The 21,127-nt window shown below is 72.3% G+C and carries 11 protein-coding genes; 4 read left to right on the forward strand and 7 right to left on the reverse strand.

The window, feature by feature from the left end; translation table 11 throughout:
- The first annotated feature begins 66 nt into the window (after nt 1–66).
- Together MWM45_RS17645 and MWM45_RS05030 are read left to right on the forward strand one after the other, a co-directional pair.
- Nucleotides 67–2,799, forward strand: coding sequence for a LuxR C-terminal-related transcriptional regulator (locus MWM45_RS17645; RefSeq protein WP_269076575.1), 2,733 nt, complete (start codon nt 67–69; stop codon nt 2,797–2,799).
- Nucleotides 2,796–5,432 carry a LuxR C-terminal-related transcriptional regulator gene (locus MWM45_RS05030; protein WP_247828505.1) on the forward strand — a complete coding sequence of 879 codons (2,637 nt, stop codon included), beginning with the start codon at nt 2,796–2,798 and terminating at the stop codon, nt 5,430–5,432. The genes MWM45_RS17645 and MWM45_RS05030 overlap by 4 nt, the downstream gene beginning before the upstream one ends.
- A 352-nt stretch (nt 5,433–5,784) precedes the next feature.
- Here MWM45_RS05030 and MWM45_RS05035 read toward each other — a convergent pair whose 3' ends face one another.
- The 4 genes from MWM45_RS05035 to MWM45_RS05050 form a co-directional block, all read right to left on the reverse strand.
- A complete protein-coding gene (locus MWM45_RS05035) occupies nt 5,785–7,152 on the reverse strand; it encodes a UDP-glucose dehydrogenase family protein (RefSeq protein ID WP_247829140.1) in 1,368 nt (455 codons plus the stop codon).
- A 190-nt stretch (nt 7,153–7,342) separates the two neighbouring features.
- The gene (locus MWM45_RS05040; RefSeq protein ID WP_247828506.1) at nt 7,343–8,584 is read right to left on the reverse strand and encodes a right-handed parallel beta-helix repeat-containing protein; all 1,242 of its coding nucleotides are present in this window, start codon (nt 8,582–8,584) and stop codon (nt 7,343–7,345) included.
- The gene (locus MWM45_RS05045; RefSeq protein WP_247828507.1) at nt 8,581–10,509 is read right to left on the reverse strand and encodes a right-handed parallel beta-helix repeat-containing protein; all 1,929 of its coding nucleotides are present in this window, start codon (nt 10,507–10,509) and stop codon (nt 8,581–8,583) included. The genes MWM45_RS05040 and MWM45_RS05045 overlap by 4 nt, the downstream gene beginning before the upstream one ends.
- Nucleotides 10,506–11,885 carry a glycosyltransferase gene (locus tag MWM45_RS05050; RefSeq protein WP_247828508.1) on the reverse strand — a complete coding sequence of 460 codons (1,380 nt, stop codon included), beginning with the start codon at nt 11,883–11,885 and terminating at the stop codon, nt 10,506–10,508. Before MWM45_RS05050 ends, MWM45_RS05045 begins: the two co-directional genes overlap by 4 nt.
- 444 nt (nt 11,886–12,329) lie before the next feature.
- On the opposite strand from MWM45_RS05050, the gene MWM45_RS05055 reads away from it, so the two are divergent.
- Entirely contained in the window at nt 12,330–14,801 is a 2,472-nt protein-coding gene (locus MWM45_RS05055; RefSeq protein WP_247828509.1) for a LuxR C-terminal-related transcriptional regulator, read from the forward strand.
- On the forward strand, nt 14,798–17,440 hold the full coding sequence (locus MWM45_RS05060; RefSeq protein WP_247828510.1) for a helix-turn-helix transcriptional regulator: 2,643 nt from the start codon (nt 14,798–14,800) through the stop codon (nt 17,438–17,440). The genes MWM45_RS05055 and MWM45_RS05060 overlap by 4 nt, the downstream gene beginning before the upstream one ends.
- Here the strand turns inward: MWM45_RS05060 and MWM45_RS05065 are convergent.
- From MWM45_RS05065 to pelF, 3 genes are read right to left on the reverse strand one after another with little or no spacing between them, the layout of a single operon-like run.
- The gene (locus MWM45_RS05065) at nt 17,437–18,111 is read right to left on the reverse strand and encodes a spherulation-specific family 4 protein (protein ID WP_247828511.1); all 675 of its coding nucleotides are present in this window, start codon (nt 18,109–18,111) and stop codon (nt 17,437–17,439) included. The two genes, MWM45_RS05060 and MWM45_RS05065, sit on opposite strands and share 4 nt — an antisense overlap.
- On the reverse strand, nt 18,108–19,436 hold the full coding sequence (locus MWM45_RS05070; protein WP_247828512.1) for a hypothetical protein: 1,329 nt from the start codon (nt 19,434–19,436) through the stop codon (nt 18,108–18,110). Before MWM45_RS05070 ends, MWM45_RS05065 begins: the two co-directional genes overlap by 4 nt.
- The gene (pelF, locus tag MWM45_RS05075; protein ID WP_247828513.1) at nt 19,433–20,953 is read right to left on the reverse strand and encodes a GT4 family glycosyltransferase PelF; all 1,521 of its coding nucleotides are present in this window, start codon (nt 20,951–20,953) and stop codon (nt 19,433–19,435) included. Before pelF ends, MWM45_RS05070 begins: the two co-directional genes overlap by 4 nt.
- Nucleotides 20,954–21,127 lie beyond the last annotated feature (174 nt).

The raw sequence follows: 21,127 nt of genomic DNA on the forward strand, positions 1-21,127 counted from the left end.
CAGGTCTTTGGTGGTTATCTGGGGGAAGAGGGCGACGACGTCGTGCAGTCTCAAACACGCGGTTCCATGAGTACGAACAGCTCGCCGGCGGTCGGCCCGTCGGTCACCTCGGACGGGGAGCGGGCCTTCTTCCAGGTGCGGACACAGCTCGTCGAGGACGTCCTGCGGCGCGTCGTCTCGGGGGACGGCGTCGGAGCCGCACTGCTGGGCGAGGAAGGCAGCGGCAAGACGGTCGTCCTGCGCGTCGTCGCACACCGTGCTTCCCGGACCCACCACGTCATCCGGATGTGGGCCTCGCGGACCTCCGCCTCCGAGCCCTACCGGGCCATCGCCTTCCTGCTGGCGGAACTGGAGGCGGAGCAGGCGGAGCACCCGCTGACCATGTTCCAGGGAATCTGCGCCCTGCTCGAGGAGCAGGCGAACGGGCGACCCGTGGTGCTCGCCATCGACAACGCGGAGCACCTGGATCCGGAGTCGGCCACGATCATCTCGCGGCTCGTGATCGCCGGACGGGCGTCCGTCCTGATCGCCGCCGAATCCCTCGGTGCCATGGACGACTCGTTCGCCCGGCTGTGGCGTGAAGGCGACCTGGAGCGCTTCGATCTCCAGCCCCTGACCCGGAGGGAGATACGTTCCGTCGCGGAGGCAGTGCTCGGGGCCCCCCTCTCACCGGATGCGCTCGAGGCCCTGTGGCGCTCGAGCGAGGGCAACGCCCGCTTCCTGCGCTGCGCACTCGAGGAGCTGCCGTCGTCGGACGTCAGCCTCCACGGGGGCGTCTGGGTCTCCACCGGCGATTCCACCGTGGTCCCCTCCCTGGTGCGCGAGAGGACCCACGCCGTCCTCGACGACCTCCACCCGCGGGAACTGGAGATCGTGCGTGTTCTCGCCCTCGCCGGATCCCTTCCCGCCGCAGCCGTCCGGCGGCTCGCGGGCCGGCTCGACAGCCCCTCGGACGCGCCGGGGGCCGCTGCAGGGCACCTCGACGCCCTGCAGTCCCTGACGGCGCTCGAGACCGGTGGAGGAACGGCGATCCTGTCCCTGCGGTCACCGCTGGTGGCGGCCGCCGTGCGCGGACAGACGACGGCCACGACAGCGGCGGTGCTCCATGCCCTGCTGACCGACCTGCCGACCGAGGCCTTCGACCCCGCGGACCTGGATCCGGCGATGCACGCCGAATGGCTCCTCCTCGCCGGACTGCCTGTCCCGCGGGGCCTGTGCCTGGCAGCGGCGCGACGCTGCACCGCCCTGGGGCAGGCGGTCCGCGCACGCTTCTGGATCACCCGCCGCCCCGCTGACCAGGATCTCCAAGGCCTCGTCGAGGCTGCTCGCGGCGCATTCGCCGACGGGCACCCCGAGGAGGCCCGGGCGCTGATGGCCGCGGGACACCTCCTGGCAGGGTCCGAGGAGGCCCCCGGTGCGGCGGCGACCACCCTCCTCATCCTGCGGAGCCGCGCCGCTCGACTCTCCGGCGGTAGTCCGGCTGAATGGACCGCGCTGCTCGACGAGGCCGAGGCCTCCATCGACTCGACCGAGCGGGACCCCGGAACCCCGTGGAGCAGCCGGCACGTCCTCGAGCAGCGCGGCGAGCTTGCGGTCGCGCGCGCCGAGGCGGCGTCGTTCGGCGGGGACTACCGGGCGGTCCTGCGGATCCTCCAGGACGGTGGCCGGACCGGGTGGACTCCGGAGCAGGGGGTGTCCGCGGACGCCCTCCTGTGCGAAGCCCTCGCCCTGACCGACCAGCAGCACGCCGCCGTCGGGCTCGCCCGCTCGCTCGAGGCGAGGCTGGGGGACCAGCGCGGCCTGGGCCACCGGGTGGTTGTCGCCGCGTGGCTGCGCCTCGCGGTCGCGCACTATGCCGCCGGGAGCATCGGAGAGCTGGCGCGGGCTGCCGACGCGGAGTCCCTGCCGTGGAGTTCCTCCGTGGCCCGCAGTGGCGCCGCCGAGACCGTCAGGGGAGTCGTCGCGGTGCTCCAGGGCAGGCCGGAGGAGGCGCTGGAGCTGCTGTTTCCCGTCGCACGGCAGCTCGAACGGCAGGACCCGCACGGTCTCCTGCCCCTGGTGGCGGCAGGCCTCGCGCACAGTCACGCCGAGACCGGCGCGGTGGCCCCCGCGATCGGATACCTCCCCCTCGCCCAGGCGGGGCACTCGATGCCGTGGGCGGTCCGCGCCCTGCTCACCCAGATCCAGTTGGGATCGTCCGGTCTGCGCGAACCACGGATGCAGACCGCCACGAAGCTCGGTGACCTCGCGGACGCTGCCTGCAGGGGAGGCGCGCCGATGCTCGAGCTGACGCATCGGCTCGCTCAGGTGCGGGCGGGTGATACACGTGCCGCCGAGGCGCTGGCCGGAGCGGCCGCACGGGTCGAGGGTGCCTATGCCGCAGCCTGCGCCCTGTACGCGCAGGCCGTCGCATCCGGCGATGCCGAGCTCTTCGCCCAGGCCATGGAGCACGCCCATTCCGTCGAGGACAGCGGCCTCGCGCGGGACTGTGCCACCCAGGCCATCCAGACGGCGCAACTCCTCGGCGCGCGCAGTGTCCTGAGGGACATCCAGCGGCGGGCCCGCCACCTCTTCGGCGACATCACCGAGATGGAACTGAGCTCCGCCCTCGAGCGCCTGACCAAGCGTGAGCGGGAGGTGGCCCAGCTTGCCGCCCGGGGGGCGAGCAACAGGGACATCGCTGCGCGGATGGAAGTCACGATCAGGACCGTGGAGGGGCATCTGTACCAGATCTATTCCAAGCTCCATCTCCGGGCCCGCAGCGAACTTGCCGACCTCGTGCTGACCGGAGAGCGATGAACTTCCCGCGTACCGGCGACCTGCTGCCGTGTCGGCAACCCGTCGTCGAGACCCTTCAGCGCGCCCTCCGTCGGGACGACCGACAGGGAGCCCTGGTCCTCGGGGAGACGGGGATGGGCAAGTCGATGATCGTGCGCGCCCTGCAGCAGTCCGCCCGGGACGGCGGCCCACGGCGCGTGGTCCGGGCGAGCCGTGCACTGCGCACCGTGCCCTACGGGGCCCTCAGCGAGGTCCTCGCGGGGGTCTCCACCCGTGACCTCGGTAGTCCCGTCTCCATGCTGCGCATCGCGCGGCAGCGCCTGAGCCGGCCCGAGGGCCGTGGTGTCCCCCAGATCCTGGTGGACGACGCACAGTTCCTCGACGACGAGAGCACACACCTGCTGACCCAGCTCGCGGTCATGGGCGCCATCCGGATGGTCGCCTTCGCCGACTACTCGGTGGCGGATTCGAGCGGGCTCTCCGCGTTCGCGAACGAGGGATACCTGGACCGGGTGCACCTCGAACCGCTGGCGGGGGCCGACCTCCGCACGGAGGCGGAGTCCGCCCTGGGGATGGGGTCCCTGGGACAGCAGTCGATCCTCCACCTCGAGCGGGCCACCGGCGGCAACCCGATGCTGCTGAAGGCGCTCCTCGGGCATGCCGGCATCCGGCTCGCCGCGGACGGGCCGGACTGGGACACGATCCTCACGGGGCCGCCCACCGATGCCCTGATGGACGTCGTCGCATCGATCGTCACCCCCGTGCCCGTGCCCGCGCCGCAGCGGAAAGCCCTCGATCTCCTCGCCCTCGGCGGTTCGGTGGCGATCACCCACGTGGAGCGACTCGCGGGAGGCGACGCCGTGCGCTCTCTCGTGGCGCGGCGTCTCGCGGTCGTCCACCCGGTCGCCTCCGGCTCCCTGATGCTCCGACACGGACTGGTCGCGGACGTGATCCGCGCAAGCCTGCCCCTCGGCCGGAAGGCCCTGCTGTGGGACCAGCTCCAGGATGTGGCACCGGTCCTGCCGCCGTACGACCTCCACCGCATCCGCCACCTGGAATGGGCCGTCGACACCGGATCGCCCGTGGCCCCGGGAGTGCTGCTCGACGCCGCCCGGGTCGCCACGCATGTCGGCCGCTTCGAGGTGGCGGACCGGTTCATCCACACCGCCTCCGCCCGCGAACCGGCGCATGCCGCACTCGAACGGGCACGCCTGCTGGCGGCGGGCGGCAGGGCCGCCGAAGCGGTGCAGCTCCTCGCCGATGTCACCGCCGGCGACGACGCCCGGTCGCAGGCCGTCGTCCTCCGCTGGACGGCGATGCGCCAGGGCGGCGCCGCGCCGGCCGAACTCCACGCGCTGCTCGACTCCTGCACCGCCCCCGACGGCTCGGACGGAACCGGTGCCGCGGTCGACGACGGCGAGGCCGCCGGGCGCCTGCGGCTCCTGAGAGCACGGACCCACCTCGATGAGGGCGAGGTCACCGCCGTCGCCGCCCTGACGAGGGCCCCCGTCGCCGGTCCGGAGGACGTCCTCGGGCTGGCACTGCGTGGCGCTGCGCTGGGAATGCGGGGCCACGCGGTCGAGGCCGAGGAGTGCACGCGGGCCGCGGTCGAGGCTGTGACGGCGGACCCGTACGCGCTGGTCGACGTCGTCGAGGATGTCGTGACCCACCACATCCTGGTCCTCGCGCACGCCGGCAGGGCCGCCGACGCGTTGCGCGGGATCGAGCAGGCCGGCGCCACGATCCCTCCGGGAGTCGCATCCGCCCTGCGCGGCATCGTCCTCACCCGGCAGGGCGAGTTCCGGAGCGGCCTCCGGACGCTGATGGCGGCCCTGCCGGGGCTGCGCCGCGCGGACCGGCAGCTCCTGCTGCCGTACGCCCTGGGGATCGCGGCCTGGGGAGCGGCGGTCCTGGGGGAGGTGGACCAGGCCCGGGCCCTGGTCCACGAAGGCCGCATGCTGCCGCGCCGGGGGCGCCTGGACCTGGAGCTGCTGGGCCGTGCCTTCGCCGCGGCGGCCGCATCCCTCCTGCCCCACTCCGCACGGCCCTCCGTGTCCGTGACCGGGTGCCTCGACGACGTCAGCCCTCTCGGGCTCCGCGCGTGCGAGAAGGACATCCTGGTGCTGGGGCTGCTGCTCGGCGTGCACGAGGGCGTCGACCGCCTGGCCCGTCTCGCCACGGAGATGGAGGGCGAGGAGGCCCTCGTCCTCGGCCGGTTCGCCGGAGCCGTGAGCTCACGCGATGCCGCGGAGCTGATCGGGGTGGCGGACCATGCGGCAGCGTCCGGTTTCCCGCTCCTCGCGGTCAGCGCGGCCGCGCGGGCACGGGCGCTGCAGGGGGAATCCGCCGCCTTCACCGAGGCGCGGGCAGCGTCCCGCCGCCTCGGCAGGTACGGCGCGCCCTTCGTCGGCACACATTTCGAGGTCCCGGCCGGCGCGCGGAGACTCTCCGACCTCGCGAAGAGCGAACAGGTGGTCGCGCATCTCGCCGCAACCGGCCACAGCAACAGGGGCATCGCCGAGGCACTCTCCCTCTCGATCCGCACGGTGGAGGGCCACCTGCACCGGACCTACGTGAAGCTCGGCATCACCGGGCGTGCCGACCTGGCGCGTGAGTTCCACGATCAGGGCGGGGAGCCGCTGGTGGGCGCCTGAGGCGCCGTCCGCTGCAGTCCCCCAGGGCAGGGCCGGGCCGATCGGGCCCGGCCCTGCCCTGTCGTCCATCACCCGTCGGGCCGGTTACCCCAGCTGACGCCGTCCCGGACCGCGGAGGGCGGGTACCCGCTGCCGGGAGCCGGCCTGCGCCACCCGCCGCCGTTCCGTTCCGGACCGCGGATCGCGCGTATCCGCTGCCGGGAGCCGGCCCGCGCCACCCGACGCCGTCCCGCCGGACCGCGGATCGCGCGTACCCGCTGCCGGGCCCGGACACACGAATGCGCCGGTGCGCTCCGGGCCATGACACCCGGAGCGCACCAGCGCATTCGTGCTGCAGCTGGTGGGAGGGCGGTCAGACGCCCTGACCCACCGTCATCAACTCGTCCGCGAGGAAGCCCGCGTTGACCGGCTGCTCGGGCCGTCCCAGTGCGCGGTACTCCCAACCGGCGGACCGGTACGCGTCGGAGTCGAGGGCGTGGCGTCCGTCGACGATCCGCCGCGAGGACACGAGGCGCCCCAGGACCTCCGGGTGGGCCTTCCTGAACTCGTCCCACTCGGTCAGCAGGACCACGACGTCGGCGTCGAGGACGGCCTCGGTGAGGGAATCCGCGTAGTGCAGCTGCGGGTAGGCCCGGCGGGCGTTCGCCATCGCCTCGGGGTCGAACACCGTGACCTGGGCACCCTCCTCCTGCAGCATGCGGGCGACATCCAGTGCCGGCGCGTCGCGGATGTCGTCCGAGTTGGGCTTGAACGCGGCACCGAGGCACGCGATCCTCGTGCCGGCGAGGTCTCCCTCGACCAGCCCGCGCACGATGTCGACGGTGCGGTGCCGGCGTCGGAGGTTGATGCCGTCCACCTCCCGGAGGAAGGCGACGGCCTGCCCGACGCCGAGCTCCTCGGCCCGGTAGGCGAAGGCGCGGATGTCCTTGGGCAGGCATCCGCCGCCGAAACCGAGACCGGGCTTGAGGAAGCGGCCGCCGATCCTGCTGTCGTAGGACAGGGCCTTGGCGAGCAGGCTGACATCCGCGCCGGTGGCCTCGCACACCTCGGCCATGGCGTTGATGTAGGAGATCTTCGTGGCCAGGAAGGAGTTCGCCGCCACCTTCACTAGTTCCGCGGTCGCCAGGTCGGTGACCACCAGGGGGACCTCGGCGGCGAGCAGCGCGGTGTAGCAGCGGCGGAGCTGCTCCTGCGCCCAGTCCGAGCCGACGCCGAAGACGAGACGGTCCGGCTGGAGGGTGTCCTGGACGGCGTAGCCCTCGCGGAGGAACTCGGGGTTCCACGCGAGCTGCACGGCCTCGCCGGCCGGCGCGACGTCGTGCACCAGGGTGGTGAGCCGCTGGGCCGTGCCGATGGGCACGGTGGACTTGCCGACGATCAGGGCGGGCCCCGTCAGGTGTCCTGCCAGCCGGGTGACGGCGGCATCGACGTACTGCATGTCAGCGGCCGCCGAGTCCTTCGCCTGGGGCGTCCCCACGCAGATGAAGTGGACGTCCGCGGACGCAGCAGCATCGGCGAAGTCCGTGGTGAAGCGCAGCTTCCCCGAATCGAGGGCGGTCCGCAGGAGCTCGGGGAGCCCTGGTTCGAAGAAGGGTACCTGCCCGGACTGGAGGGCCGCGATCTTGGTCTCGTCGACGTCGACGCCGACGACCTCGTAGCCCAGGGTCGCCATGCAGATGGCGTGGGTCGCTCCGAGATAGCCGGTACCGATGACGGACATGCGGGGCTGCTCGATCACGGGAGAACCGACGGCGGCCGTGAATGCTGCGGAGTTTTCGATGATGGTCATGACATGCTCCTGATGTGGTGAACTGTTCGATTGATGGAACCGATCGGGTGGTCGACCGGCCTGTTTTCGGGCTGGGTGTAGCGCGGAAGGTACTTCCGGGTGGTGCGGGTGGGCCGGTGGTCTAGCGGCAGTCCGCGTTGGTCAGGCCCTGCTCGGCGTTCTCGACGAGGTTGGCGCAGTCGACGATGTTCGCGCGTTCGGGGCGGGTGGCTATCGCATGGCCCGCACCGTTCACGATGGCGGTGTTGTCGACGAACAGGTTGCGGGTGCCCCAGCCGTCGACGATCTCGTGCGTCTGGAACCCGTCGAGCGGGGTGTCTTCCCCCCGGTTGCCGGTGATGGTCCAGGCCGTCCCCTTGACGTCGACCCAGGAGTCGGCGCCGCTCAGGGCCGACCCGTCGAACGTGTTGTCGATGATGAGGCCGTGCACCGTCCCTTCCTTGACGTCGATGCTCTCCGAGGTGGTCCCCGTGATCGTGTTGCCGGCGATGACGTTGCGGTCGCTGCGGTCGGGGAGGCAGTCGGTCACGGTGCACCAGTTGCTCTCGGCGGATCCGATGTAGACGCCTTCACCGAACTTCGGCTTGCGCAGGCCGGTGTTGCTGATGGTGTTGCCCAGGACGACGTTCGCCGTGCTGTTCTTCCGGAGGTGGATCGCCTCGTCGCCGATGCCGGTGACGGTCAGCTCCTGAATGACCGTTCCCGTGGTGGAGTCGGCCATGACCCCCTTCTGGCCGTTGCGGACGGTGAATCCGATGAGCGCCCAGTGCTCGGCCTGGTCGAGGTGGAAGACGTAGCCGCCCTTGATGCTGCCGCCGTCCAGCACGGCGCCCCGCCCGCCGCAGAGGAAGATGCGGTCCTGGGGGGTGCCGGATGAGCGTGCGACGAACGAGCCGCCGTAGACGCCGTCCCCGAGCTCGATGACGTCGCCCGGCGCGGCCGTGTCCAACGCCTGCTGGAGTTCCTCGCTGGTGGCCACCTGCGTGGTCGCGGCAGGACAGTCGAGTCTCTCGTAGTCGGGGAGGTCGGCCTGCCCCGGCTGGGCCTGGGCCTCGATGCCCGGTGTGGTGATGGGCTCGTCGTCCTTCCCGCGGTCCTCCTCCGGTTCCTCGGTCTCCTGGGGTTCCTCGGATTCCTCGGTCTCGTCCTCCTTCGTCCCGGAGTCCTGGGTCAGGGTGGGCAGGGGTGCGGGCGAAGTGCCCACGGTGGGCGGTGGGGTGATCGGGGCTGCCTGGGCCGCCTCGTCCGTGTCGGGGCCGGCGGGCGGCTCGATCAGCGGGACGACGATCACGAGTGTCAGCAGCACGCCGGCGAGGAGTCCTGCGACGGCGGCGACGATGAGCGAGGTGACGGTGCGTTTCACAGGGCTGGTCCTGCCGTCCTGCGACCGCTGGTCGCGCTGCCGGTGATGGCGGTGAGGGGTATCTTGTCCGCGTAGGGGTGCTGCCGGTCCCGGCTGCGTCCCGCCCCCTTCACCGCCGTGACGACGACGATCAGCGCGAGCAGGAGCCAGAGGACGGTCAGCGGCTGGAAGAAGTTCCGCAGCATGATGTACCAGGGGGTGGTGTCGTTCCAGGCGGAGGTGGTGTTCCCCTCGATGGTGACCTCCGCGGCCCGGCGTGAATCCACCGCACTCGGTCCCTGGCCTGCGATGGTGTTCTGCGCGATCGCCGTCCCCTGCGTGGCCCCGACGATGGTGATGCCGTGGTTCGTCAGGCCCGTGAGGGTGTTGCGCCCCACCTCGGCGATGGAATCGCGCACGTAGATGCCGATCTCGCCGCCGTCGACGATGTTCCCCGAGACCGTCGCGTCCGAGACCGTGTCACGCACCGCGATGCCCTGGCTCACCTGGTCGCGCAGCTGGTTGCCGACGACGCTGACGTTGCGGGCGCCGTCGCGGACGACGATGCCCATCGTGTTGCCGCTGATGTTGTTGGCGTGGACGCCCACATTGTCCCCTCCGACGACCTCGATCCCGTAGCGCCCGTTGCCCTCCGCCGTGCTGTTCGCGACGGAGTTGTTGCCGTACCGGCCCAGCGCGATCCCGGTGGCGCTGGGACCGTTGGCGAGGGGCTGGCCCTCGATGGAGATGCCGTTCCTCCGATTGTCCCGGGCCGTCACCTCGCTGAGCACGATGCCCGTCGTGGCCCGCGAGAGGACGAAGCCGTCGCCGGCGTTGTCGCTCGCCTCGGTCTTGCCGACCGCGGCGTTCGTGACGTAGCGGTGCATGACCACTCCGTCCGCCAGGCTGTTGCGGACCGTCGTGTCCTTGATGTCCACGCCGTTGGCATTGGCGATGAACAGGCCGAAGGCGTTCCCGTCGATCGTGGTGTCCGTGATGGAGGCGGAGACGTAGCTGTAGGTCGGGTCGGTGAGGTCGACGTCGGGGAGGGGGAGCTCGCCGGCGGGGAGGACGCCGTCCACCGGCTGCTGGGGGGACTCGGTGCCCGGGGCGTCCTTCAGTGCCTCGACCCCGGCCTTCACGTCCCTGCCGAAGGTCGCGAGCGTCCCGGTGCTGGGACGGTCCGTCCCGGTCAGGGACAGGCCGCCCGTACGGCCGCTCCAGAAGCCCATGTTGTGCAGCTCCACGTAGTTGAGCGCCACCTGACCGCCGATCGACCGGATGTAGGCGCGGCCGTCGTCGGTCAGGGTGTCGTCGGTGCCCTTGTCACGGTCCCAGCTGCGGATTCTGACGGGGTTGCCCTCGGAGCCGCTGAGCTTGAGGGTCCCGCCGTAGTTGACGATCGAGACGAAGCCCTGCGCGTCGCTCGCCATCCTCAGTTCCAGGCCTCCCGGCTCGGAGAGGTCCAGGGTCGCACCGTTCTGGATGACCAGGTGCTCGGAGAGCAGAAAGGAGCCGTCGGGCTGCCGGACGAAGGTCTGCGGCGCGAGTTCGAGCAGGCTCTCCACCGTGTAGGCCTCGTCGCGGGACGTCAGCACGAGGGAGTAGGCGGAGCCCGCCGCCAGGCGGTACGCCGTCTTCACGTCGAGGTTGCGCCACCGGACCATGGATGCCACGGTCCTGACCTCGGTCAGGCGCCTGTCCTCATCGGCGACCAGGGCGGCCTCCAGCTCGGGGTTCCCCGGATAGTCCGTGCCGTCCATGACCTCCGTCGTCCCGAGGTCCCCGATGCTCGCCTCCGCCGACGGTCGCGGGTCCGGTTGCCCGGCTGCGCCGGTCTCGTCGAGGGCATGGGCAGGAGCTGCGAGCGCCGGCAGGGCGACGCCGAGCGCCAGGAGGGCACAGGGCAGGCGGTGCCTGCGCAGGGAGGAGGGACGGCGGTTCATCGGGCACCTACCGGGGTCTGCTGGGCGGCCGTCGTGCCGGGGCTCGGCACGGGCTCGGGGAGTCGGGGGGCCGGCGACGCCTGCGTCCGGGGGAACGAGGGTGACTGCGAGAGGGAGGACGACGTCTGGCCGTCCCCACCCGTCGAGTCGGCGTGGCGCGTGAGCCAGCCCTGCTTGTTCATGGTGAAGAAGGCGTAGACCTTGATCGGCAACGCGATGAAGATCACCACCACGGTGACGAGGGGGAGCAGGAGGATCTCCTGCGGGTGGCGGCGCAGGTGGGAGAACCCTCGCACGCCCCGTCCCAGCAGGATCCAGCCCAGCGCGAGGGCTGCAGCGACCGGCGTCAGTTCCAGCCGGCTGAAGACGAGGTAGCCCATCGTCACCCCCATGGTCACGGGGGTGAGCAGGATCTGCAGCACGGTGATCTTCGTGACGAAGGGGACCCTCCAGAGCCACCCCTTGTAGACCGCGGTGAGGTAGCAGCGGTAGGAGTTGCGGCTCCACCGCACGCGCTGCTTGACGAAGGCACTGAAGCTCGAGGGGAACATCGACAGGGCGCGGGCCGTGGACTGGTGGACGGTCTTGTACCCGGAGGCCAGGACGAGCCAGGTCAGGCGGCCGTCGTCGCCCGAGATGCAGCGCCGCCCCAGGAAGAACTCGTTCTCGAGGTTCTCGAGGACGGGCAGGACGGCGGACCGGCGGTAGGCGCCGGTGCGGCCCGAGATGCAGGCGACGGCGCCCGCGCGCCCCATCGCCGGGACGTAGTCGTAGTACCGCAGGTTGACGAGCCAGTCGGCGACGCGCCGCCAGACGCTCGTGGTGCGCTGGTAGACGTTCTGCTGCGTGCTGACCCCGCCGACGGACGGATCGGCGAACGGCATCTGGACGGAGGCCAGCAGGCCGGGCTGCCAGAAGGTGTCGGAGTCGGTCAGGATGAACAGTTCACCCGATGCGCGCCGCATGCCCTCACCGAGCGCCGATCGCTTGCCGGCGTGGGGGAAGAGCACCGGTTTGATCCGCTCGTCCCCGAGGGCGACGAGCCGGGCGTAGGCCTCGGTGTCGGCCAGGTCCAGCACGATGATGATCTCGTCCGGATCCTGTTTCCGCCAGGTCTCCAGGCACGCCATGAGGATCTCCGTGTCCTCATGGAACGAGGGGACGATGACCGAGGTTGTCGCCCGGAAGTCGTTGACGGTCGGCCTGGCGCGCCGCGAGAGGATCACCCTGTAGAGCCACAGCGCCCAGACGACGGCGCCGGCGAGGGCGATCGGCATATAGGCCGTCCAGCCGGACAGGTCGATGGTCGGCAGCTGGACGGTGGAGAGGGCGTCGAAGAGCAACGCCCTCGATCCGGGCGGGTATGAGGTAGTCATGGAACCTCCAGTTGATGGGATAGCACGAGGATGCCGGGGCTCCTTGCGGAAGCGTCCAATCAGAAGGTTCGACGACGCGCTTGATGAAAGCGACTCTGCCCCCAGCGGCATATACCGAGGCTATGGGCGGTGCTCGGGACGGGACACCGTGCCCACCGCCCGAATGGGGCGGCACCCTACGTGGGATTGATGCGAGTAGTACTGGGCTCCGACGGGCAAAACTACGCATGATGAGGGCGCCGATGCGTATGTGCGGCGCGGGGAGTACGTATCCGCTGAAGAACCGGGGAGTAGAAAAGAGGTGATTTCGGGGACGGATCGAGTAGTATTCGGCGAAACCACAGTGCTGACCGACGCCCGTCGAGAGGACCGGGTCGCGTGTCCCGGCCGGCCAGGGCCAGGGGGCCGGGTGGTGGCTCGCGAGATGGAGAAGGGGGACCCACCGTGACGGACGACTACGCCGGCACCTGGCCCTTGCTGGAACGATCCGAGGAGGCCGCGGAGGTGCTGGCCGGCCTGGCGGCGCCCGGCTCGGCCGGTGTGCTGATCGTGGGCCCCTCGGGCGTGGGGAAGACGGCGATCGCCCGTGTCGTCGCGGCGCAGTTGGACAGCACCTCGCACGTGATCCTCATCCGCGGATCGGCTGCCATGGCCTCCACCCCCTATGGTGCACTCAGCGTGCTGCTGATGGACGTGGACCCGGCCGGGAGCGTCGAATCCCTCCCCATGCTGCAGTCCCTCCAGTCGGCCCTGCGGAGCCGCGCGCGCAACCGCCCCGTGGTCCTCGTCGTGGACAAGGTGCACCACTTCGACGATCCCTCCACCCGCGTGCTGTCCTACCTGGCGGAAGTCGGGGCGGTGCGCCTGCTCGTGGCCTGCGACGGCCCGCACGCGGCCGCTGCGCGCTTCTTCGACCTGTGGCGTACCGGGCGCCTCGTCCGCGTGGATATCGGACCGCTGACGTTCGAGAGGCAGCGCAGCCTCCTCGGGCACCTGCTGGGGGCGCCCCTCTCCGGCACGGCCGCCGTCGAGCTGTGGAGGGCGTCCCGCGGCAATCTCCGGTCCCTCCAGGCCGCCGTGCGCGGCGGTATCGCCGCCGAGGTGCTCGCCCGGACGGACGAGGCGTGGGTCTGGCACGATGCCGGGCACGGCCTCGCGCTGCAGGGCAACGACGGCGCCCCCGACGCCGCCGCCCTGTCCGTCGACGCCGCGGCGGCGCTGGACGTCGTCGCCGTCGCCGGTCCCGTCCCGCTCGACGCACTCCTGCCCTTCTGCGGTGCCGAGGTGGTCGACGAGCTCGAGGAGGCGGGGGTGTGCACCGTCGACCCCCGGCCGCCGCATGCCGTCGCCGTGGCCGACGGGATCATCGGCGACCGCGTGCGCCGTGCACTCGCCACCAGCCCTCCACCTGCATTCGTCGAACGGGTGACCAGGCTCGACGCCGGCGGTGCCTTGCCGGTCCGCGCCCGGGTGAACCTCCTGCGGTGGTTCCTCGCTGCGGGCATCCTCCTGCCGGACGGCTATCTCCGAAGCGTGACGCGGGCCGCCGTCGACGCCGGGGAGTTACGCGTCGCGCTGCTCGCCGTCGCGCAGCTCGGGGAGGTCGACACCGACGCCGTCGAGCGGGCGCGGGCGTGCGTCGATGCCCGACGGTCGAGCGAGGCCGGCGCCGTCCTCGGACGGATCGTGTCCGATACGGGGCCGCAGGACCGGGACCGGGCGGTCGACGGGTCCCTCGCGGTGGCCGTCGAGAGGGCCGCCTACGAGGGGCGCTTCCGGGATGTCCTGGCCCTCACCTCGGGGCAGGAGTGCGGGCAGTACCCCGATACCCCGGCACTCGAACCCGCCGCACGGCTCGTTCTCGCCCGCAGCCTCACGGGTACCGGCCCGGGGGCGAGGAGGTCCCTGGCCCGCCTCCGCGGGCCCGGCCTGCCGACGCCCACCGGTGCGGAGGCGCGGCTGCTGCAGGAGAACGGATTCGCGGCGCTGGTCCAGGAGGGATACCTCGAGGACGGCCTGCTCCTGACGGGCAGTGCCGCCCTTGCTGCGGGGGAGTGGCAGGACGCCTCGGTCGCGGACACCCTCGCCGGCACGGCGCTCGCGGCGCTGGGCCACGGAGAGGCCGCGCTCGCGCTGCTCCTGCCCGTGATCGAGCAGTTGCGCGTGGACAACCGGAGCCGCCTGCTGCCGCTCGCGGACGCGGCCGCGGCATACGCCTCCGCCCTGCTGGGTCTCGAGTACGGAGACCGCGCGGAGGCCCGGGACGGTGCGGCTGCGGAGCAGCTCCCCTGGGCGCACCGCTCCACGATCGGTCTCCTCCGGACCCTCGCCAGCGCCCTCGTCTCGGACAGCGACGTGGCCGCCCGCCGCTTCGCCATCCTTGCCGCCGAGCAGCGGATGTCCGGCAACACCGGGGCAGAGCTGATGCTCCGGATGCATGCCGTCCGGCTCGGCCGACAGTCCCAGGCCCCGATGCTGCTGGAGCTCGCGCAGGGCATCGACACACCCCTGGCCCGTGCCGGCGAACTCCTGGCACGCGGCGTCGCGGCGCGCGACCCCTTCATCCTGCTGCAGTCCGCGGAGGCGGCGTTCGGTTTCGGGCACCGCGACCTCGCCGGGTCCGCCGCTCTGATCTCCATGCGCCTCCACGACACCGAGGACGAGCCGCTGGACTTCATCCGGGCCGAGCAGATCTTCCGGCGCACCCACGTGCCCCGGCGGAATGCCAGCGCGCGCCGCATCCTCACCGAGCGGGAGCGGGCCTTCGCCCGGATGGCCGCGCAGGGGGCGACGAACAGGGAGGTCGCCGCCACCCACCACCTCTCCGTCCGCACCGTGGAAGGACACATCCTGAAGGCGATGGGCAAGCTCGGCGTCTCCAGCCGCAAGCAGCTCGCGACGGTGTTCACGCAATGAGCGACACCCGGGACAGCCCCCACCCGCTCATCGGGCGCGAGGAGCAGCACGCGTGGCTCGTCGAGGAGCTCCGCGACCCCTCGACCTCCGGTATCCTCCTGCTGGGAGAGGCCGGGATCGGTAAGACGGCCCTCGCCGCCGCCGTCACCGACGGCCTGGCTCCAGGGCTCCGCGTGCTGCGGATCCGCGGCAGCGCCGTGCTCCGCGAGGTGCCGTTCGGTGCGTTGTCGGGTCTGCTCAATGGCCTTCCGCCCGAGGACACCGTGCAGTTCGTCGCCGTCCTGCGGCGCGTGGTGCAGGCCCTCGGCGGGATCCCGCAGACCGGCAACGACCTGCCGCTCCTCGTCGTCGACGACGCCCACGACCTCGACGCGAGTTCCGTGACGCTGATCGCACAGCTGCTCGGCATGCGCAGGGCGCGGGCGCTGTTCCTCGCCCGCCCCGCGCCCGCCCTGCCGCAGGGCCTCGCCGAGCTGGTGGCCGACGGCCTCGTGGCGAGCGTCCCGGTGGAGCCGCTCATGCTCGACCAGGTCGAGGCCCTCTGCGCCGCGCTCCTCGGCGGGCCCGTGAGTGCCGGGTTCGTCCACGCCGTGGACCACGTGACGCGCGGCAACCCCCTGTTCGTCCGCCTGTTCGTGCGCGACGCCGTCACGCGCCGGTTCGTCACCGAGACCGCCGGCGTCTGGCAGGCGGACCGTGAGCTGCCACCCCTCGGAGCGCACCTCACGGACATCGTGAGCGCAGCGCTCGGCCCGCTCGACCCTGCGCAGCGGGAAGCGATGGAGCTGCTCGCCGTGGGCGGCCCGCTGCCGGGCGACCAGGCGCTGCAGCACATCGGCCAGGGGGTGCTGCAGCGGCTGCTCGGCGACGGGTGGATCCGCATGGGGGACGACGGCGCGTTCGAGGTGGAGCACCCGCTGCACGCGGAGGCGCTGCGCGTGTCCATCCCGACGGCGCGCCGGGTGATGCTGCAGCGCCGTGTCCTGGCGGGCGCCACCGCCCCACCTCGCGATATCGAGGAGATCCACCGGCGGGCGGCGCTGGCCCTGGAGGCCGGGGTCGTGCTCGACGACGGAATCCTTCTGGCGGCCGCGACGAGCGCCAACCGGTCCGCGGACAGCGGCTTCGCCGTCCAGGCGATCCAGGCCATCCGGTCGCCGGGACTCCAGCGTCGCTGCCTCGTGGAACTGGCGTGGGCCCGGGTCAACGGCGGCCTGCTCGACGAGGCCCTCGACCTCATCGCGGACGCCCTCGAGGCCCCCGCCCCGCCCGACGTCCTCCGCGCAGGCACGATGCTCGCGCTCGAGGTGAGGATGCGCGGGCTCGAGCCCGCCGACGCCATGCGCGGCGACATCGACCGCTGGGAGCAGTCCCTGCACCGGGCAGCGCCCGGGACCCCCGACGCCCGGGCGGTGGCGGTGGGGCGCAGCATCACGGCGCTCGCGCTCGAGGGTGCACCCGTCGACGCGGTGGCACTCCGCACCGTGGCCGACGACGACGCCGCCCCGCAGCCAGCCCGGCTGGCGGCACTGCTGGCGCTCGCGGTCTTCTCCGTGGGGGCCGGCAGGCCGTGCGACGCCGCCCGGCTCGCGCGGAGGGCGCTCGGGTCCGTCGGCACGGACGCGGACACGGTGGCCTACCACAGCCATGCCCTGAGCCTCGAGCTCTTCGCCCTCGCCGTCGCGGGGGAATGGGACACGGCGCGCGCCACCGCCGAGGCCCGGCTCCGGCGGGGCGCACGGCGCACGCACTTCGTCGCCGGATGGCTCGACCTCCTCGACGGCGTACGCGCCCTCCGGGAGGGCCGCTTCCCGGTCGCGCAGGCCCGCCTCCGCCTGGCGGTGCAGGCCCTGCACACCACGGACCACCTCCACCTCCTTCCGTGGGTGTCCGGGCTGGCGGCCTACGCCGCACTCCTCGCCGGAGACCAGCGGAAAGCGGCACTCCTGGTGGAGGAGGGCGCCGCGGAGGCCTCCGGCGGCACCCTCCTGACGCGCATGCTGGGGCGGGTCTACACGGTGGCCGTGACGGCGGCCCTCGAGGCGGACGTCGAGGGCATCCCCCAGCTCGTGCGGCTCGCGGACGACGCCGAAGCCGCCGGGCTGCCGCTCGTCGCCGTGACCGCGCTGGACCAGGCGCTCGTCCTGGGCGACCGCACGGTCTTCGCCCGCATCGCCGCGCTCACGGCGTCCTGCGACGGCAGGGAGCAGGCGCTGCTGCACGCGTTCGCCGCAGCGGGCGCGGACGGCGACGCCGAGCGGCTGCTCGCGGCCGGCGAGTCCGCGCTCGCCGCAGGCTATCGGCCGCTGGCCGCCGGGTGCTTCGAGCGTGCACGCGAGGTGTACGAGAAGCGCCGCGAGCCCGCCGCCGCACGTCGTGCCCAGAAGAAGCTCACCTCCGTGAGCGCCGAGTTCCAGGGGCCGACCACCACGGAGACCGTCCGCCTTCCCGGGGCCGTGCGGCTGACCCCCCGGGAGATCGCCGTCGTGAGCCTCGTGCTGCAGGGGCTGAGCAACCGGGAGATCGCGGACCGCCACGGGACCTCGGTCCGCACGGTGGAAGGGCACCTGTACCGCATCTTCATGAAGTTCGGCGTCAACCGGCGCGAGGACCTGCACCTGTTCGCGCGGGAGACCTAGGCCCCGCCCGGGTGCGCCCGTGCCGAGACGGCCGACGGCGGTCCCAGCCACGGGTTCGGCAGCGACCGGTCGGTGGTGAAGACGTGTCCCGCTCCGCGCCCGAGGGCGTCGCGCCGCAGCGCCGGGATCTGCGCCGGGCTGCACCCGTACACCAGGTGCCACAGCCGGGACGGCGCTACGTGGCGCGCCCACGCGGGATGCTCGAACTCCGCATACGTCGCGGCCGTGCCTTCGAAGACGGCCGTGACGTCGAAGAGATCCAGGTGCGCGGGCGACGGGAAGACGCCCGGGTTGGCCACCAGGAAGGTCACGCCTGCGGCCCGCGCTGCGGCCGCGTACCGGGCGCAGCGGGCGAGGCTCTCCGGGGCCGAGGGGACCTCGTCGAGCATGATCGCGTCGATCCCGTACAGGCGCTGCCACGCGTCGATGTCCCGCACGACGTCCGCCGGCGGACGCCTGCCGTAATCGACGGGGACGTACCCGACCAGTCGGATCCCCGGCAGCCCTGCCAGCGCCGTCGGATAGTAGGCGTCGTCGTCCCCGCCGGGCCCGTTGTGGACATTGACGACGGCGAAGGAGAGGGTCCGCCGTTGGGTCGCCAGCCACGCCCAGTCGCGGGGAGCTGCCGCGGGGTGCACGTACCACGGGGGTGCGATGCGGGCCGTTCTCATGCGTAGGCCCGGGGGTCGGACACCCGCGCCAACAGGGCCGCGATGCCCGCGGCCAGGAACACGACCGCGCAGAGCATGCCGGGCACATCGCCGAGGGCGAGCCACGCGACGGAGGCAAGGCAGGCCGCTCCGGCGAACACCACCCCGCCGCGTGCCAGCCCGAACGCGTTCAGGGCCGTGGACGTCGCCGCCAGCGAACTGAAGGCCGCTGCGACCAGCACGGTGGTGGCTGCCGGGTCCTCGACGAGGAACAGGATCACCAGGGTCGAGGCGACGGCGGAGACGAGGACGATCGCTGCGGACATCGCGAGCGCGACGAGCCGGGCGTGCCGCGCCGCATGCCGCAGGTGGGAGGTGCGGTTGGAGGACCACACGAGGCGCTGGCGCATGAGGACCAGGGCAGGATCGGTGGCCGCGGCGGCGACGACGGAGGCCACGATGAGGGCGGTCCCCTCCCACTCGGGCAGCCGGGCCAGCGCCACGGACAGCGCGGCGGCCAGGAAGCCGGCCTGCGCCGCGGGCGCGGGGGCGGCCTTCCAGTCGTGGCGGGAGGGAACGCACCGTTCGGCGGCGGTGCGCAGGACGCCGATCAGCGCGACGGTCACCGCGAGGAGCACCAGGAGCGCCACGGCTGCCCCGATGACGGCGGAGGCGTCGTGGCGCAGCACCAGCGTCACGGTCAGGATCGGGACCGCGGCGGCGAGGACGGCGAGCAGGAACCAGGAGCGTTCGAGGATGACGAGCATCGACACGACGCACGAGTACCAGCACCAGGCCATGGTGAGGACGGCGAGGGTGGGGTCCAGGCCGGGGATCACCAGGGTGATCACCAGGCAGGCGGCGAGGGCCATCGCCACGAGCAGGGCGACGCCGGTACCCCGGGCGACACCCCGGGGACCGTGCCCGGCCCCCGCGTGGGCCCAGACGATACCGGAGACACCCTGCCCGACGACCCAGGCACCGATGCCGGCGATCAGGATCTGCCGGCCGTCCACGGCGAGGATCGTCGCCGTGAGGCCCCCGAGAACGGCTCCGAGGACCAGGACGACGGCGCGGCGGACGGCGGCGAGCAGCAGGACCCGGGCCGGCCAGCTGCCGGGTGCGCCGGGTGCTCCGGACGCGGACGCCGGACGCGCGAGGGATCGGGCGTAGGTGAAGACGTCGTGGGCGCCGTGGGTCCGGCGGACGGTGCGGTCGCTCATCCCGGAGGCTTCGAGGCGGGCGGTGACCTCGAACGCGTCCACGGCATCATGGGTGAGGGTGCCGGTCCCGTGGGTGGTCAGTGCGTCGCCCGTGCCGGGCATCACCACGCTGTCGGCGCTCATGCTGCGACCCCGGTCCTGGCGTCATCGATCGTCCAGGACGGACGCCCGGTGCCGTCGGCCGTGAGGGCCCGACTCCCGAGCTGCAGCCCGTCCACGGCTGCGGAATAGGCCTCCCGGTAGCGGGTGAGGCACCGTTCCAGGGTGAACTCGGCGAGCGCCCGCCGTCGTGCCGCGGCGCCGATGGACGCCCTCAGCGAGGCGTCGGTCAGCAGCATGATGCAGGCCTCGGCGAAGGCGAGATGGTCGCGGGCCGGCACCAGCATGCCCGTGGTGCCCTCCTCGTCGAGGCATTCCGCGACACCGCCCACATCGGTATTGACGGTGGGGCGCCCGCACATCATCGACTCGATGAGGGTGAACGGCAGCCCTTCCGACACGCTGGACAGGGCCACCACGTGCCCCGCGGCGATGGCGGGTCGGCTGCCCTTGCTCGGCCCCTCCCAGTGCACCGCGTCCGCGATGCCGAGGGCCGCGGCCTGCTCCACGAGGCGCGCCTTGTAGGCGGCGTTCGCGGCCGGGGTCGGGCCGAAGAGGCGGAGCTGAGCGTTCGGTACGCTCTCGCGCACGACCGCGAAGGCGGCGATGAGGGTCCCCAGGTCCTTCAGCGGGTCGATCCGCCCCACGAAGCTGATCGTCGGCACATCCGGCTCGGTCCCGACCGGCTGGAACACGGCCGGGTCCACGCCATTGGGGATGGTGTGGATGCGTGCCGGGTCTGCGCCGAGCTGTCGTTCCCATCGGGCGTTGAACTGGTTGACCGGGAGGACCATGTGCGCATGGACGTGGACCACCTCGCAGAGCCGCCGCAGGAACGCCGTCACGGCGCGGCGCACGGGTTTGGAGGCCTTCGCATCGTGGAGTGCCAGGTACCGCTCGCGCAGGTAGACCCCGTGTTCGGTCAGGAGGATCGGGGTGCCGTCACGCCAGGACTGGGCCAGCGCCAGCAGGGACGAGGGGCCGTTGCTGGAAGCGTGAAGGACATCCACCGGTGCCAGGCGGTGGTCGACGACGGCGAGGGCGCGGTCCACGATCGCGGCGGCGAGGACGGCATCCGCGACGGACATCGGCGGCTCGCCCTCGGCGGGGGCATGCGCGGCCCAGGCGGTGAGAATGGGTGCGACCGATCCGCGGGTCGCGAGCGAGGATGCCAGCCCGACGCCGTCGCTGATGCCCACGAGGTGCTGCAGTGCGGCCGAGGTCCGCCGGACGGCGTCCTCACCGTCGGGGCCGAGCGCGGCGTCCCACAGCTCGGTGAGGGCGTACTGGGTGGAGTCCACCCAGCCGCGCCGTCGGGGGCCGGGGCGGAGCGGGGACTCCGGCGGTCCCCACACCGGTACGAGGTGGACGGCCCGTACATTGGTGGGCGCCTTCCACACGGTCCTCTCGGTTCCGCTGCCGGTCAGCGCCACGACGTCGAAGCTGTGTTCGGGCATGCCCTCGATGAGCTGGTTGCACCAGGTGCTGACTCCTCCGGTGACGATCGGATAGGTTCCCTCAGTGATGAGTGCGATCTTCATGCGCCTGTCCCGTCTGCTGGAATGGTGGCGGCCGCTTCGGGGTACTGATTCCGGACAGGGTGTGAAGACACCATTGCGTGGCCCTTTCACCGATCGACGACAACGATTCCAGTAGAACGGAAGCCGCCGGACCGGGCACGAGTAGCCGGCACGCATGGGCGCGCGTCCCGGGTC

The sequence above is a fragment of the Arthrobacter antioxidans genome, assembly GCF_023100725.1.
Lineage (GTDB): Bacteria > Actinomycetota > Actinomycetes > Actinomycetales > Micrococcaceae > Arthrobacter_D > Arthrobacter_D antioxidans.